The sequence below is a fragment of the Paenibacillus sp. WG02 genome (assembly GCF_055396115.1).
Window position 1 is genome coordinate 5,988,654 of record NZ_AP036016.1, and the last position, 15,380, is coordinate 6,004,033.

The following is a 15,380-nucleotide window of genomic DNA, read 5'->3' on the forward strand; positions in this document are numbered from 1 at the left end:
TATTCCTTGCTGGCGTTATTGCACCTGTTGAGCATCCAAAATCCTAATGATGATAACCGCCGCTTCTGCGCGTGTGCTGAAAGCCTTCGGCTTCAGCGTACCGTCTTCGTAGCCGTTCAGCACACCCTTGGCTGTCAAAGCCGCAAGCAGTCCTTGGGCCCAGGCGGAGACATCGCCGCTGTCCTTATAGTCCAAACCGCTGTTGGCAGATGCCAAATGTGCGGCACGAGCCAGGATTGCGGCCATTTGTTCCCGGGTGATGTTGTCATACGGGCCGAAGGTTCCGTCCTCATAGCCGACTACAATCCCTAGTGCGGATGCTATTGCAATTGCATCCTTCGCCCAGTGGCTGCCGGTATCGGAGAACCCAGCTCCGCCTGTTGCCGTCAGGTGGAAGGCTCTGACGATCATGGATACGAACTCGGCTCTTGTTACAGCTGCTTCAGGCCGGAATGAACCGTCTTGGTAACCGTCGATCACACCGGACTTCACAAGGGCTTGGATCCCTGCTTGGGCCCAGTGTCCTTTAATATCAGTTAAGGCCGGAACCTCGACAGGTGTGGACTTTTCTGCCGCCAATACCGCAAACTTGGTGAAGTGCGTCACACTGCCGGAAACGGTGCCTTTCTCCCGGTCGACCTTAATGTCGTCCAGTTTGACCCACTTGCCGATCTCTTCATTGTACCAGTACAATGCCACCTCATGTTCATCATCCAACAAGCCAGTCTTGAACGGTAGGGTAATAGTGACTGGTTTCTGGAACGCTCCTGCCACGTCCTTAGTAATCTCGTACACATCTCCGGCTAGCTTCAAATGCGGGTCGTTATTCAGCTTCGAAAGATCACTCAGCTTTTTGACGACTACGACAATGTCTTTGCCAATGGCTCCAGCCGGCAAATCAATGGTTGCCCCATTTTGTTCCACCTTGCCGCCCTTTTGGTCGTCCACTTTAGTGGATCCGTCCGGTGTGGGGGTCGAGGTAGAACCGGTCTGGGACGGTGCAGGCTTCGGCTCAAGCGTCAGAACGCCGAATCTCGAGGTATTCTGATAGGATTGACCTGTCGGGTCGTTCCATGAAAATACGCTTTCCCGGCTTCCACTGTCCTGAGCATTATTGACTTGGAGGTCGAATCCGATCATGGTTCCTGCAGTAGGAGTGATCGTATCCAGCGCGATTGCCGTTTCTACAACGTAGCCTCCATCAATGAGTTTGGTGGCCGATGTATAGTTGTCTTGGGTTGCATGACCGCCAACGGTCTTCACGTTCTTGAAGTTGATTCGGTATTGGCCGTCGTCGATTTGGTAGTTATCCGTTTTTCCGTTGTTTTGGTCAACGAAGATTTCAATCGAATCCTGCTCCCATGGGTTCGCGTTAGCAACGTTCAATTTGCTATCTTGCACGACGGCATAAACATAAAGGTTATGTTCATCCCACATCGTACGGATTTGAGCTTTGGCGACTGCGTTGTTATGTTGTTCTACCATGACGTCGGTGGAATAAACCGGTGCGTTCGCCCACGTGCTGTCCAGTTCACCGTCGATGGTGGGGGTTCCGTAAACAGCTTTTCCCGCCTTGGTAGCATCGATATAAGTCAAGACCCCGTAACCTGCTGTATCGCTGTCTTGGACGTTCCGTGGATCGCTCCAGGAAACGATGACGCCATTGCTGCCATGCTCTGTACCGTCATTAGTCCCCATGTCGGTCACTCTTACGTCAAACTTCACTTGCTTGCCTAAGGTGCCTGCCAATGGGATCGATGCTTGCAGTACATAACCGTCGGTGGTTTCGGTAATATGAGCATCATTTCGTGCGAATGTATACTTCTGGATTCCATTGTTATCTACGAAGAGATCGATTTTATCCGTTGCGGTTTTGGTACTGTCTTTGACCGCTACACGGGGATATAGGTTATGGTCATCCCACAACGTTTTCACTTGAGCCTGCAGCGTACCTGCTTGTTGGGTCTTGATTGTCGGAATCGTATTCCAAACCGAATCTGATGCGTTTACAGGTGTGCCTTGAGCTGTGAGTGCTGTTTCTGGAGTAATGGGAAGATGAGTAGGCGTTACCGTCTTTACTGCCTCGATCATTCCCCAATACGCGTATTTCACTTGATGCTTCACGTCAAACGGAAGTGGGGCATCTTTACGGATGATATTATTGAAGTTGTCCAGCCAGGTATGATCGTCTGCAATCCCCCATAGCGTAACATTGCTGATCCATCCGTCAGGATTATATGCTGAAGTGTTCGGGTCGGCATGTTTGCCCTCGTTGTCCAGTCGAACCAGCTCTTGGAACAATTGTTTGTAGCGGTACCCTTGTTTAATAAGCATGTTCTCATCAAAGCTGGTTGTTGAGCTATCCGTATAAACGGAAACGTCAAGCTCTGTGATCTGATTGTCGAATCCGGCTTCTCCGAATTTCCGGATGGAATCGGAAATTTGTTCGATAGAGGGGCCGCCGATGCTGATGTGCGTTTGATGGCCTACACCGTCAATCGGAACTCCTTCGCCTTTCAGCTTCGTCACCAAATTAAACAAGAAATCGCGTTTGACTGGATCCTGTGTACTGTAGTCGTTTATATACAGCTTTACGTTCGGGAACTCTTGCCGAGCAACTATGAAGGCTGTACGGATGAAGTCCAGGCCAGTCAGATTATACCACTCGCTCTTCCGCATGCCGTCCCGCTGTCCTGGGTCGATGACTTCGTTGACGACGTCGATGGCATTGATCGGTACTCCCATAGCTTTAAAGTGACGTGCTACAGTTTGAATATAAGTTGTAAGACGGTCCAGCACCAGCTGTTTATTGTCATCTGTTGCTTCAAGCGGATTGCCTTTAGCATCCTTAAACATCCATTCCGCAGCCTGTGAATGCCAAGCAAGAGTATGCAACCGGAAATTCATATTGTGATCCTTGGCATACTGTGCAGTCTTGTCAGCTTCAGCCCAGTTCCATTGTCCTTCTGTCGGTTCCAGAGAGCCCGGCTTTGTGGCGTTCTCGGCGACGATGGAGCTGTAGTGATAATCCAGAAGCGTGTGAACATCGGAAGTAAGCTGATCTCCCGTAACGGCAGCACCGATTTTGAAGTTGTCCGCATAGACGTCCTTCAAATGATCAATATCCGTTTGAATCGGCTTTGGTCCGGCTACTTGGCCCACATTGGACAAATCGAAATCGTCCATATAGAAGGATCTTGCCTCGCTATACTGGTCGGCTACTTCCACGTATGCATTTAAAACAGTCGGAGTGCTTGTTAACGTGAACGTGCCGGTCAACTGCACCCATTGATCAGATGTCACCGTCACGTTAGATGAAACATTGGCATAAGAACTGTCACCGCTTTGTACAGAGAGCCGCAATGCAGTGGGGGACTGCCCCGAAGCCATTTTTACCCATGCGGACAAATTGTATTTGTTGCCCACAGACATAGCCCCCAGGACGTTAAGCAAAGGTCCGTCATATCGCTCTGTTACCATGGTCAGCAAGCTCGTGGAGCCGCCGACGGTGTGATTGTCAACCGACGATATGCCGATATTGCCGGATCCGTTCCTACGTACCCATTCCCCCTGCCCGTCTTCAAAAGTAGATTGGATCCCCGGTTGATCAATCGACGTGACGTCCATTAGCGACACTTCATCAATATAGAGATCCTCTGTCGTGGTGGAATTATTCGACTCACCCCATATTTTGAACCCCGTGGTATCGCTCGGGAGCTGGTACCCCTTCAATTCAAAGGTGGTCCATTCTGTGGAACTAACCGATTTATCCCCTACCAGCCAAGGATATTGGTTAGTCAGCGAGGCGGCGGCGACATTAGAAGCGATATGAAAGGTGTCGGTGCCTGCTCCGAGTTTAAGCTTCAGTGATAAATCGTACGTATGGCCGGGTTTCGTCAACGAAGTCAAATCCAAGAACGGGCTGCTGTTACTTGCAGCACGGTTCGTCATCGCCAAGGACTTGGATCCTTCGGAATATGTTGCCGACGTTACGGCAATGCTTCCGTCCCCCATCCAAGGCACCTTTACCCAGCCGCCTGTTTGGCCGTCTTCAAAGCTTTGGGACAAAACTACCGATCCGCTGGCTGCTGCCTCCAAAGGCGCTAGCAGCTGGGGGGCGATCATCCCAAACAGCAGCACGATTGCCATCCATACATTAATTTTCTTTCTCACAAGCATCCTCCTCTTTCTTGCAATCGCTTACAATCTTATTTCAATTTCATTTTACAACTTAGGTAATTGGCTTCACATACTCAAAATAAAGAATAATCCCCCCTCAATTATGGCGTAGAATGTATTAAAAATTAGTCCTCTTACTAATAAAAAGAATCGTCCCGCAGGTCATAAATTGACCTACGGGACGACCCCTTTGTCGATGACTTACTGCTCCGACTTGCTTAATTCCAACAGCCGGCTGACCGTCACAAGCTCATAGCCCTGGCCTTGGCCACCGGAGCGGCGATGACGCTCCAGATCCAAAATTGCTTATCCGATTACACGCCAGAATGCCTGTTTTGGCTGAAATTCCCCATCGAACAGAAACGGCCAATTCTTTCGACCGCGAACTGGGAAGTTGTCCAACCAGGTATAGTTGTCAGCCGCTCCCCAGAACGTTACCGACGTAATGACATCCCGATATTCCTTAAAAAGCCCGAAGATTTCCTCGTACCGCTGCTGCTGCAGCTCCACCATTTGCTCGGTGGGTACCGTCAGATCGGTCCGTCTATCGTCAAAGTGGAACATGGAAAGATCCAACTCAGTGATGTGAAGCTCCAGACCGAGGGATGCGTAAAGCTCGATCGCTTGCCGGATTTCATCCAGGGAAGGACCATGGATGTTCCAATGTCCCTGCATGCCGATTCCGTGGATCGGAACCCCCTTCTCCTTCAAGGAACGGACGAGATTATAAATCTTATCCCGCTTGACCGGCTCTGTCTCGTTGTAGTCGTTATAGAACAGAAGCGCATTCGGATCGGCTTCATGTGCTGCCTCGAAGGCATAGCGGATATAATCCTCACCGAGAATCTCCAGCCATTGGGTACTTCGCATCACCAGTTCCGCCTTATCTTCGATCGCCTCATTGACCACGTCCCACGCATAAACCCTTCCCTTGTAACGGCTGGCTACCGTACGGATATGCTCCTGCATCCGTAAGAGAACCAGTTCTCTGCTGGCTGGACCGCCGGAAGGGCTTTCAAACACCCAATCGGAGGTTTGATTATGCCAGACCATCGTATGCCCCCGGACGGCAATCCTGTTCTGCAAAGCAAAATCCATTATTTCATCCGCCGCCTCAAACGTATACCGATCTTCCTCAGGATGGATCTCCTCGAACTTCATCTGGTTCTCCGCGGTAATGCTGTTATAATGCCTTGCGATGAAATTCCCCTCGGATCGGATGGTCTTCGTGCTAACGGCGGCCCCGATTCTGAATATTCCGTTAAAAGCATCGTGCAAGTTCGGTACCTTGTTGTTCATGGATTGGCAAGCCTCCTCATCATATCCTGTTTAAACAGGCCATCTATGTTATATGATATAGAATCTGAATACACTTACCATTCACAGATTAAAGGTCTCTCCCCCCTATTCTTAAAAAGCATTAAAATTTGATGCGATGTTTCCAGTCACACTCATACAAGGATAAACGACTCCGTCGTCCTTCTAGGACGAGCGCGTTTGTCAAGACTGATAACGCGAAGTGTAATAAAACTTATACTTTCTTATCTACGCAAATAGACGTGTATCTCTTAGAAAAGAAATACACGTCCTTCGTAGAAGCGGCACAGACTGTAGGATTCACTCCCTATTCTTTTAGGCTTTGCTTAATTGTCTATACACGGCGGGCTTGTCGGACACACGTTTTTCAAACTCTTTGAGGAAATGATGATAGTTAGCGTATCCGATCTGTTCCGCGATCACGCGAATCGTTTCATCCGATTCATACAACTTTCGCTTCGCCTCATGAATGCGCAGGTCATGAATATACTCAATTATGCCTACGCCGCACCTCTTCATGAACGCTTGGCCTAAGTAAACCGGGTTCATAAAGAACCGTTCTCCGATATCTCTAATCGTTAGCGTTTCCCGATAATGTTCTTGGATATAACGCTCAATAACCCGAAGGGGATGGCCCGAGAATTTGTCTTTATGCTGCTTCAACTGGCTCAAATACTGCTGCATATATACCTGCAGGGATTCCTCCACTTCTTTTAAGGAACGATGCTCCCTTCTCAAAAAATCGCGAACACGAGGCAGTGCCTCTGAATCGATGCCCATCTCCCGCATGACGGCAGCGCTCTTCAGAACAATGCGGATGACCAACAAATGGACGACTTCCCGAGCCGTTTTGTTAGCAGACAGCATCACAAACATTTGTTTAATCAGCTCGCCAATCCGTTTCACCTGAAGCGCCTCGATCGCAATGTGAATGTCGTCTACGATAGAAACCGCATTGAGATCATAGCTAATTTGCCTGTGAAGAATCGTTTCGTAATCGAGTGGACCACCTGATACATGAAAGAAATGATGCACTGATGCCTCTAGAGCACCTGTATACGAATCTGCAATAAGTCGGAGGGAGTCCACCCGTGGTCCTATCGAAAGACAGCATTCGATACCACGCTGACGAAGATCTTCATATACATGTTGAGCCCACTCCTTGATATCAGGGACAGACGGCATGACAAGCCCCTCCTGATTCCCAAATAAATCAATGGGATAGACTTTCTGCGACTGTAAGTACCTCGCATCCAGTTCCTGCTCTGTGCCGCTCAACCATTCGAAATGGATATACCTCCAGCCCTGATCTCCTAGTACCAAAGGATTCAGTATCTCACCTACGTTCTCGTCCGTTGCCGAAATTTCTCCCCGAATTATCTGAGCAAGCATAGTCGGTACAAGACGATTAGCAACAAGGTCATTTCGTACCTTTTGCTGTTCTCGGTTCTGCAGCTCCTGAATAACAAGTTGAATGATAGCATCCCATTCCCTATCTAAAGCTGGTTTAAGCAAATAATGCTTAACCCCGTACCTAAGGGCAGATCGAGCGTATTCGAAATCGTTGTACCCGCTTAAAATAATGAATACCGGATCACTGCCTGCCTTTTGCACCCTTTCAATCAATTCTAATCCGTCAATCACCGGCATCCGAATATCTGTTACCACGAGATCGGGCTTGCAGGCTTCAATACAGGCCAATGCTTCTTCGCCATTCTCGCACATTCCCACAATTTCAAAGCCAAGCTCTTCCCACTCAATCATGAGCCTTATCCCTTCCAAGGCAAAAGGCTCGTCATCAGCAAAAATAACTTTATACATGTCCACAAGCCTCCTCCTGGTTCTTAATGAGACTTAAAGGGATTTGAATCGTAACGCTTGTCTTTTCGAAGGGGATACTTTCAATATGGAAGAGAGAACGTTCTGCGTAAAACAGATTTAAGCGGCGATACACATTGCGAAGTCCGATGTTCTTGCCGTTGTCTTCTCCCTTAAACAGACTCTGAACAATCTCATCCAACTTCGCACTGTTCATACCGATTCCGTTATCTTCGACCTTCATGAGCAAGTTCATTCCTGCTCTCTCTACAGATATTCGAATCCTGCGATTCCCTTTAACCCATTGAAGACCATGCTTGCAAGAGTTCTCTACGAGCGATTGAATACTCATCTTTGGGATCCGATACGCTAGAACAGATTCGTCAACGGATAATTCATAGTGAAACCGATCTTGGAATCGGAATTTCTCGATCTGGAGGTACATTTCGGTAAAGCTTAACTCTTCTTCTACGGTTACCAAGTCCTCTTTCCAGCTTAGCAGCCTTCTCAGAATTTGGGACAAGTTTTGTATGATTTCCGTCACATGCTCATAGCGATATTTCTTACAGACTATGAGAATCGCGTTTAACGTATTGAACAGGAAATGAGGATCAACCTGACTTTGCAAATAATTCAGCTCTGCCTGCACGCGTTCGAGCTCCAAATCTTTTTTTTGAATTTCGAGCTTGTACACGTCATTGATTAAATTGCGTATTTTCTCTGTCATCAGATTAAAGCTGCGAAGAAGATTGCCGATCTCATCTTTCCCTTCATACATCGTGATGGGTTCAAACCTCTCGTTTTTCACCAGCTGCATATGTTTGGAGAGCTTTCTGACCCGGAAATTGAAGGAATGCATAATGATGTAAATCAATATCGTCGGAATGATCGTACTGATGAGCGTCAGCCAGGTAAAAAAGTGGATAACCCCTTTCCTCTCCTCCGCGATTCGACTCCCCTCCGGTACCCCAACTAGCCGCCAGTTAAGCATGTAACTTGCTGTACTGAGAGGACTGACGAAACTATTCCCAGGTAAGCCTGCCAACTGATAACCCTTTGAGACAGGCAGGGTCGGCAGCAAAGGGTCAACACCTTTATACGTACCTGCTGATTCCAGAACAAGCCGATTTTCCTCATCCACGAGCTTGATTAGCAAGTAATTATGTTCTTTATCAAACAGTTCCAGCAGCTTATCCATCCGAATATCGATACGCAGATATTTGGAGAATTTCATGAGATCAGGGAAATTATCCAGCTTCCGAATGATGCTGACATATACCATTTTCTCCTCGGGATTCATGGGATTCGTATCCAAATAAGAGGTCACTGTCACCTTATCTTTCTTTTCGTTCATCTTTTGATACCATTCACTCTTCAGATCATTGGGCTTAAGCATAAAGTAGCTTCCACCATTGGATAGTGTTGGGTTCGAGGTGTATACGCCAATCCAAGAGATGTAGGGATAAATATTCGGATACTGTCCCAATTTGTCTCGGAGGTAGCTGTCGTATTCTTCGTAATAGGCAACATTATCCGAGTACGTATATTCAAGCATCTCATTAAAGACACGGTCAGCGGATACGGCGTTGCCAATCACGACACCTTCGTTCACCATTTGCATGATTTCATTTTTGACCCGATCCAGGGAAATTCGCAAGTTGTCCATCTCTCTACGTTCCGTGTTTTTGCTATCCTGCATGTAAAATAAACCGTTTATACACAAAATGGGAAGCAGTACACACATCAAGTAAATGATCAGAAACTTGAATTTCAGCGGAATATCATTAACTATACTTAACAGATTCCATCTCCGGCTCATATGCGAACTCCTTGTCAGTTGTAGGTCAGCCCTTTTTGTAGGCAGAAGGTAACAGGCCGGTAAGTGCCTTGAACTTGGTTACGAACTGTTCGGAATCCGAGTAGCCGACACGATTGGCAACATCGGATATTTTCAGTTCTTCACGACGAAGTAATTTTTTGGCCTCGTCAATTCGTACGACATGTAAATATTCATTGAAGGTGAGGCCAACTTGTTTCTTGAACCTCTGGCCAAAGTAGGCCGGATTCAGCCGAAAATGCTCTGCAACAACCTGCAGCTGCAGCTTTTCCCTATAGTGCGATTTGACATATTCTCCCGCTGCGGATACGACTTCATCTTGCCCTACGCCTTTCTTCTGACCAATCCACTCTGCAGCTTGCAGAAATTCTTGTGTTACCTTGCGTTCCAAGAGGCCAATATCCGTTGGAGAGGTGTGAGCAAACCAATTTGGAGCCCACACAGGCTCACCGCCGGATTGGGTAATAATCTTAAGAATTTCAAGCTTAATGTTGTCTAAGTAAGCACTCACCCAAGATTCAGAGACAGACTGCCTCGAAAGAGCGATGAATAAGTGGTGCACATGGGCTCGCACCGTTTCTGGACTTCCACTCCCGACGGCATCTAGGATGGATTCCGCCATTCCAACAAATGCAGGCAGCGTCTCCGCCGACCGCTCTTCTTGATAGATGTAAATCCCTTCTGTTCCAGAAGGGAACTTGCACATTTCGGCAATAAGTCCCTCACGGAATGCTTCTTTTAACGCATACGGTCCCTTGTGTTTGCCGCTAACCGAAACCGAGAGTGCTCTGCCCCAGCTATTTCGGATAATGGCAATTAACTCTGTCATCATCGCAGGAGAAAGATCGCGCTCCTCGGGTCCCGAGACCAGCAAGAATCCATGTCGCTCTTTGCCTACGCCAAATGGAAGCAGCGTCGCTTGAGTAAGCTGGATCCTATCTGCAATCACCTGCATCAGGTCCGATTGGACATGAGCCTGAATGTCAGGTTCAAGTAAAATGCAGCGGAAGCTGGAACGTTCATTAAGCTCTAACAAGGCGTTCGCCTGCTCAATCCATTTCTGCCTGATTTCTCCCTGCAATAACCTTGAAATCGTTTCCAATCTTAAGCGTTCCAAGGCAGCGCTTTCGTACTGGCTGTGAGCTTCACGCTCCTGGATCGTATTCGCGACCGCTTCCACCGCAGCTACAAGCTCCGCTTCAATCAAAGGCTTCATCAAATAATTGGCAACACCATGCCGCATAGCTCTTTTGGCATATTCGAAATCAGCGTATCCACTCAAAATAATAAATTTCACCTCAGGGTGAAGGCAGGAAGCTTGTTCAATTAATTCCAATCCATCTATGACAGGCATTCGAACATCCGTAAGCACCAAATGAGGCAGGGTCGACGCCATCATGGCTAATGCGTCTTCACCATCCAACGCTTCCCCGCACACTTCAAAGCCTAGCTTATTCCAATCAATCATTGACCGCAGTCCTTCTAGCATGAAGGGCTCGTCATCAACAAATATGACCCTTAACATGGGAAACACCACCCTTCAGGGAGTAGATATGACTATTATACAGGAAAGGATTGATTAGAATAAAGCAAAAACCGTCCCAGCACCGAGCTGAAACGGGAAATGATTATCATCATGGTTTATTACTTCTTACTCTTTGACACTTCCAAGGTTCATGCCGACGATAAAATACCTTTGCAGGAAAGGATACACGAATAGAATCGGAACCGCCGCCACAATCGTGATCGCCGAACGTATGGAAGAAGGCGTAACCATGGCCTTCGTTTGATTTGCGTTTGCCCCTGACATCAGACCGGGATCGTTGTTGCTGCTCATCGTTGATCCAAGCAGCTTCATCATTTCGTACTGAAGTGTACTCAGCTTCAAATCAGACGAAGCATACAGGAACGTATCGAACCAGGAATTCCAAGAGCCAACTGCAATAAACAAGGCGATGGTCGCTAGTACAGGCGTACACAGCGGGAATATGATGCGTATAAATATGGTGAAATCACCGGCTCCGTCCATTTTCGCAGACTCAACCAAGCCTGATGGAAGCGTTCGAATATACGTCCGAATGACAATGAGATTGAACGCATTCACCATTCCTGGGAGCACATACACCCAGAAGTTATTTAGAAGCCCCAGGCTTTTGATCAGAAAGTAGTTAGGAATAAGTCCTGCATTAAAATACATCGTCAACACAAAAATTAAACCGATGATTTTACGAAAAATATAGTGGGGCTGTGCTAGTGTATACGCTAACATGGTGGTAAGGAATACACCTATCACCGTCGCTATAATCGTACGAGCGACTGAAATCCACGCCGCATGGTAAATCGTACCTGAAAGGAAAATCGCCTTATAATTTTGCAATGACCATGAACGAGGCCATATATAGATGCCTCCCCGAAGCGCATCATTGCCCTCATTGAATGAAATCGTTAGTGTATGAAGGAACGGATATAATGTTACTATAGCAAGCACGAGCATGAAGATGCCGTTAATCGTATGGAACAGAATCGGCTCCATTCGAATTCTGCGCGCAGTCGTTGTTCCCATCGTCATCTCTCCTTTATATCAACCGCTCTTCACCAAGGCGCTTGGCGGTAGAATTTGCAATCAGAATAAGGATTATACTTACAACTGTTTTGAAAATACCTGCCGCAGTGGCCAGAGAATAGTTGCCTTGAGCAATCCCGTACTTTAGAACGAAAATATCAATCGTTTGCGACCAGTCGACGATCAATCCATTGCCGAGCAGGTACTGAATTTCAAAGCCTGCATCCAGAATATGTCCGATGTTCATGATTAATAGAATGATAAATGTCGACTTGATCCCAGGCAGTGTGACGTAAAGAATCTTCTGGTAACGGTTTGCACCGTCGATCCCAGCAGACTCATACAGCGAAGGATCAATCGAGGTGATAGCTGCAAGGTAAATGATGGTATTCCATCCCACCTCTTTCCATACATTAGACAAGCCCACAATCCCCCAAAAATACTTGCCTTGACTAAGCCACATCACAGGTTCCTTAATGAAGTGCAGCTTCATCAACAACTGATTAACGATACCATCATCAACGGATAGGGAAGTCGCTACAATACCCGCAGCAATGATCCACGACAGAAAATGAGGCAGATAAGAAATCGTTTGGATGGACCGTTTCCAGAAACGAACTTTAATTTCATTCAGTAAAAGAGCTAAAATAATGGCTGTTGCAAAGCTAAGAACCAAATTGATCATACTCATGGCAAGCGTGTTGCGAAGCACTGTCAAGAACGTATCATCTTGAAAGAGAAATTTAAACTGCTTCAACCCCACCCACTGCTGTTTGGAAAATTTCAAAGCCGGACGATAATTCTGGAACGCCATCAACCAGCCCCAAATCGGTACATAATTGAAAATAAGAATATAAATCACGATGGGAAACGACATCAACATTAACTGCTTCTGATTTTTGATCGTCTTCCAACTTAAACCGACGCCGATTTCCGGATCAATTTTTTGCTTTTTCTTTGGTCTTTTGGACAGTATGGTCTCGGCCATCGACATTCCCTCCTAGGAAGTAAAGCGGAGAAAACCCTGAGTCTCCCCCACTCTACTGCATGTTCTATTCTCTTATTTGCTGCTCCAATTCTTAATACGCCAGTTAATTTGTTCATTGATACGATCTTCGATGGCTTTGAAATTGCTTTTGGAAATCTGATCCACATATTCCTTCCATACACCTTCAAATTCATCCGGTTTGACCATAATAGCTTTCGGCAAATATTTGACGGCAAGGTCTTCCATCTTCTGATTGGCCACTTTGGCTGGTGAACCATCCACCAGATCAATACTCCACGCTGGGTAGTATATGGGATTTTCCACAGGTGATTTGAAGAACTCTGCCCATGTCTTATGGTTGTATGCCTTCAGCACTTCCTGATCCTGCGGCTTCAAGCTGTCGAAGAATTCCTGTGGCTGTGATCCCGCATCAGTTGCATTTCCGTCACTATACGACCCTTGCATCTTAGGCAGGCCACCCAAGAACGCATCCGCTTTATTCGCTAGCTTCCATGTATTATCGTCTGCTTTCGCACGCTGTTCAGGCGTACGGTAGAACTTACCGTCCTTCACCTCATAATCCTCGCCTTGAATACCCCATTGGAGTGTCTTCTGCCAATCTTCGGTCATTAGCGCATCAAGGAATTTGATGATTTGAACCGGATCCTTGGCTTTCGTCGAAATCCCGAATCCGCGGTTGATGTTCACAACTGGACGGTCACGGTAGTGCTCTGTGGCGCCTGGATATAAGAGCGGGAACCCGACGTATGTGCTGCCGAATTTACCTTGTGATTTCAAAGAAAGTTCTCCATCGTTAAAGTTCCATTGCTGGTCAAACATCCCAATGACGCGGCCACTGGCAATTTTAGCTAAGTACTGATCGTAGTTCTGTACCAGTGCTTCCCTATCCATCAAGCCTTGCGCATTGATCTCATTCAGCTTCTTGTAATAGGTCTTGGCAATATCCTTGTCCGCAAAAATTTGCGCTTTCCCGTTATCGACGATAACACCACCGTCATTTGGGTAACCAGCTAAATGCTCTGGCGGATTAAGCAGCGGGAATTTTCTCCAGTCGAAGCTCAACGTCTCGAACCCGATCATATCTGGATGTTTCGCTTTGTATTTCGTAATGATATCGAAATAATCGTCCAACGTTTTAGGAGTTGGATAACCCATTTCCTTCAGGACATCCTTTTGCAGATAAAAGCCTGGTCCTCCATACGCAGTATCGTTAACTTGACCACTGTACACGCCGTAAGCCGGCAGAGCATAAAGGTGACCGCTTGCAGGATCTTTGATCTGATTCCACACGGAGGCATAGTGCTTCTTCAAATTCGGTGCGTACTTCTCAATCAGGTCCTCGAGGGGAATAAAAGCACCGGCCGCAATTAGTTTATCATCCCCGGACATAATATCCGCATAATCACCGCCGGCAATCATAACGCCCATCTTCTGCTGCAGGTCACCGACAAGAAACTCCATTTTTAGGCTAACGCCAGTTTTATCTTTAATCATCTTGTAGATCTTGTTGTCAGGAGTCGGCTGTTGACCAGGGCCACCAATGAACACAGATAATGTAACTGGCTTGATCGCGTCGTTTTTCGTTGCTGCCGGACTTGTCTGACTACCGCTAGGTGATGCGGAGCTATTCGCAGCATCACCATCCTTCGAGTTGCTGCAGGCTGATAGTGTCAGTCCTAATGCCAGAACGGGTACCAATGCTGCTAAAGCGTGCCGTTTTACTTGTTTAACCATTTTCTAGTCCTCCCTTATTGTCTCCATGAAGATGCATGATCCTATAGGCCAAACACTTATTTACTTACACTATTTATTATACCCCTCAAGAATACGCTTACAATTCACAGAATATAGGTCTTACCCCTACGAATTACAGTCATGTAAATCTAATGTTCGACTAAATAAGTCAACCCATCTACTGGCTGTTTACTTCAAGTAAGGTTGTCCTTCTGCACCTAAACAAGGATCCGCCTCCACACATTTTGAGCCTATTTAAATCATTCGTCAAGAAAGACAATGATTGAGCATTTCCCTACAGCATCAATGAAGTTATAGACAAGAACAAAATCACCCTACGGGTGAATAAAACACTTCTAGCAGACGATTCATCCAACCCTTGTCTTTTCCTTTCTTAGCCTTCTATAAAATAAGATTTAGACTGACTCCAATAAAAGAAACAGCGACAGCCATGGACGAGAAAATAAAGTCCTAGACTATCGCTGTTTAAAGAGTGGAGGGCAGGTCCCCCTGTCCCCCCCTCATCAAACCGTACGAGCGGTTTTCCCGCATACGGCTTTCCGATCCTCTTGCAATCACAAGGGGAAGATGCGTGTTTCCGTGCAGATTGTCAAGCACATCCTTCCCTACCGCCAGAGGATTATTAAAATAATCTCTGTCGAAAAGTTTGGCCAGTTCGAGTATGCTTCGTATCGCCTGTAATCTCATATAAGCTGCAGAGGGAATCACCGATCCCTCCAAACTCATTCACCGGATTCACCTTCGTACAGCGGAGAATCCCGTCGATTTTCCAGAAGGAAAGTTTTTCAAAGCGCCGTTGAATGTAATGGGCAAGGTTTACGGCAAGCGTCAGGGATTTAGAGTTGTGCATATAGATATGGCAGTCTACCAGGCCGGATATATAAGATCATACATATCCCTCA

Annotated in this window: 9 protein-coding genes; all 9 read right to left on the reverse strand. The window is 46.8% G+C overall.

Going from position 1 to position 15,380, the window contains the following annotated elements:
* Nucleotides 1-15: 15 nt before the first annotated feature.
* The 9 genes from ACBP55_RS27055 to ACBP55_RS27095 all read right to left on the reverse strand — a co-directional run bounded on the left by ACBP55_RS27055 (nucleotide 16) and on the right by ACBP55_RS27095 (nucleotide 15,328).
* Nucleotides 16-4,173, reverse strand: a complete 4,158-nt coding sequence (locus ACBP55_RS27055) for an endo-1,4-beta-xylanase (RefSeq protein ID WP_464645991.1) — start codon at nucleotides 4,171-4,173, stop codon at nucleotides 16-18.
* Nucleotides 4,174-4,485: 312 nt separating this feature from the next.
* Entirely contained in the window at nucleotides 4,486-5,478 is a 993-nt protein-coding gene (locus tag ACBP55_RS27060) for an endo-1,4-beta-xylanase (RefSeq protein ID WP_464645992.1), read from the reverse strand.
* A 333-nt stretch (nucleotides 5,479-5,811) separates the two neighbouring features.
* On the reverse strand, nucleotides 5,812-7,317 hold the full coding sequence (locus tag ACBP55_RS27065) for a response regulator transcription factor (RefSeq protein WP_464645993.1): 1,506 nt from the start codon (nucleotides 7,315-7,317) through the stop codon (nucleotides 5,812-5,814).
* Entirely contained in the window at nucleotides 7,310-9,133 is a 1,824-nt protein-coding gene (locus ACBP55_RS27070; RefSeq protein ID WP_464645995.1) for a cache domain-containing sensor histidine kinase, read from the reverse strand. The genes ACBP55_RS27065 and ACBP55_RS27070 overlap by 8 nt, the downstream gene beginning before the upstream one ends.
* Nucleotides 9,134-9,158: 25 nt before the next feature.
* On the reverse strand, nucleotides 9,159-10,676 hold the full coding sequence (locus ACBP55_RS27075) for a response regulator transcription factor (protein ID WP_464645997.1): 1,518 nt from the start codon (nucleotides 10,674-10,676) through the stop codon (nucleotides 9,159-9,161).
* A gap of 126 nt (nucleotides 10,677-10,802) precedes the next feature.
* Nucleotides 10,803-11,714, reverse strand: a complete 912-nt coding sequence (locus tag ACBP55_RS27080; RefSeq protein WP_464645999.1) for a carbohydrate ABC transporter permease — start codon at nucleotides 11,712-11,714, stop codon at nucleotides 10,803-10,805.
* A gap of 13 nt (nucleotides 11,715-11,727) precedes the next feature.
* Nucleotides 11,728-12,702 carry an ABC transporter permease gene (locus ACBP55_RS27085; RefSeq protein WP_464646001.1) on the reverse strand — a complete coding sequence of 325 codons (975 nt, stop codon included), beginning with the start codon at nucleotides 12,700-12,702 and terminating at the stop codon, nucleotides 11,728-11,730.
* Between the two features lie 72 nt (nucleotides 12,703-12,774).
* Entirely contained in the window at nucleotides 12,775-14,457 is a 1,683-nt protein-coding gene (locus ACBP55_RS27090; protein ID WP_464646003.1) for a type 2 periplasmic-binding domain-containing protein, read from the reverse strand.
* Nucleotides 14,458-15,100: 643 nt separating this feature from the next.
* The gene (locus tag ACBP55_RS27095; RefSeq protein WP_464646005.1) at nucleotides 15,101-15,328 is read right to left on the reverse strand and encodes a beta-L-arabinofuranosidase domain-containing protein; all 228 of its coding nucleotides are present in this window, start codon (nucleotides 15,326-15,328) and stop codon (nucleotides 15,101-15,103) included.
* Nucleotides 15,329-15,380: the final 52 nt, after the last annotated feature.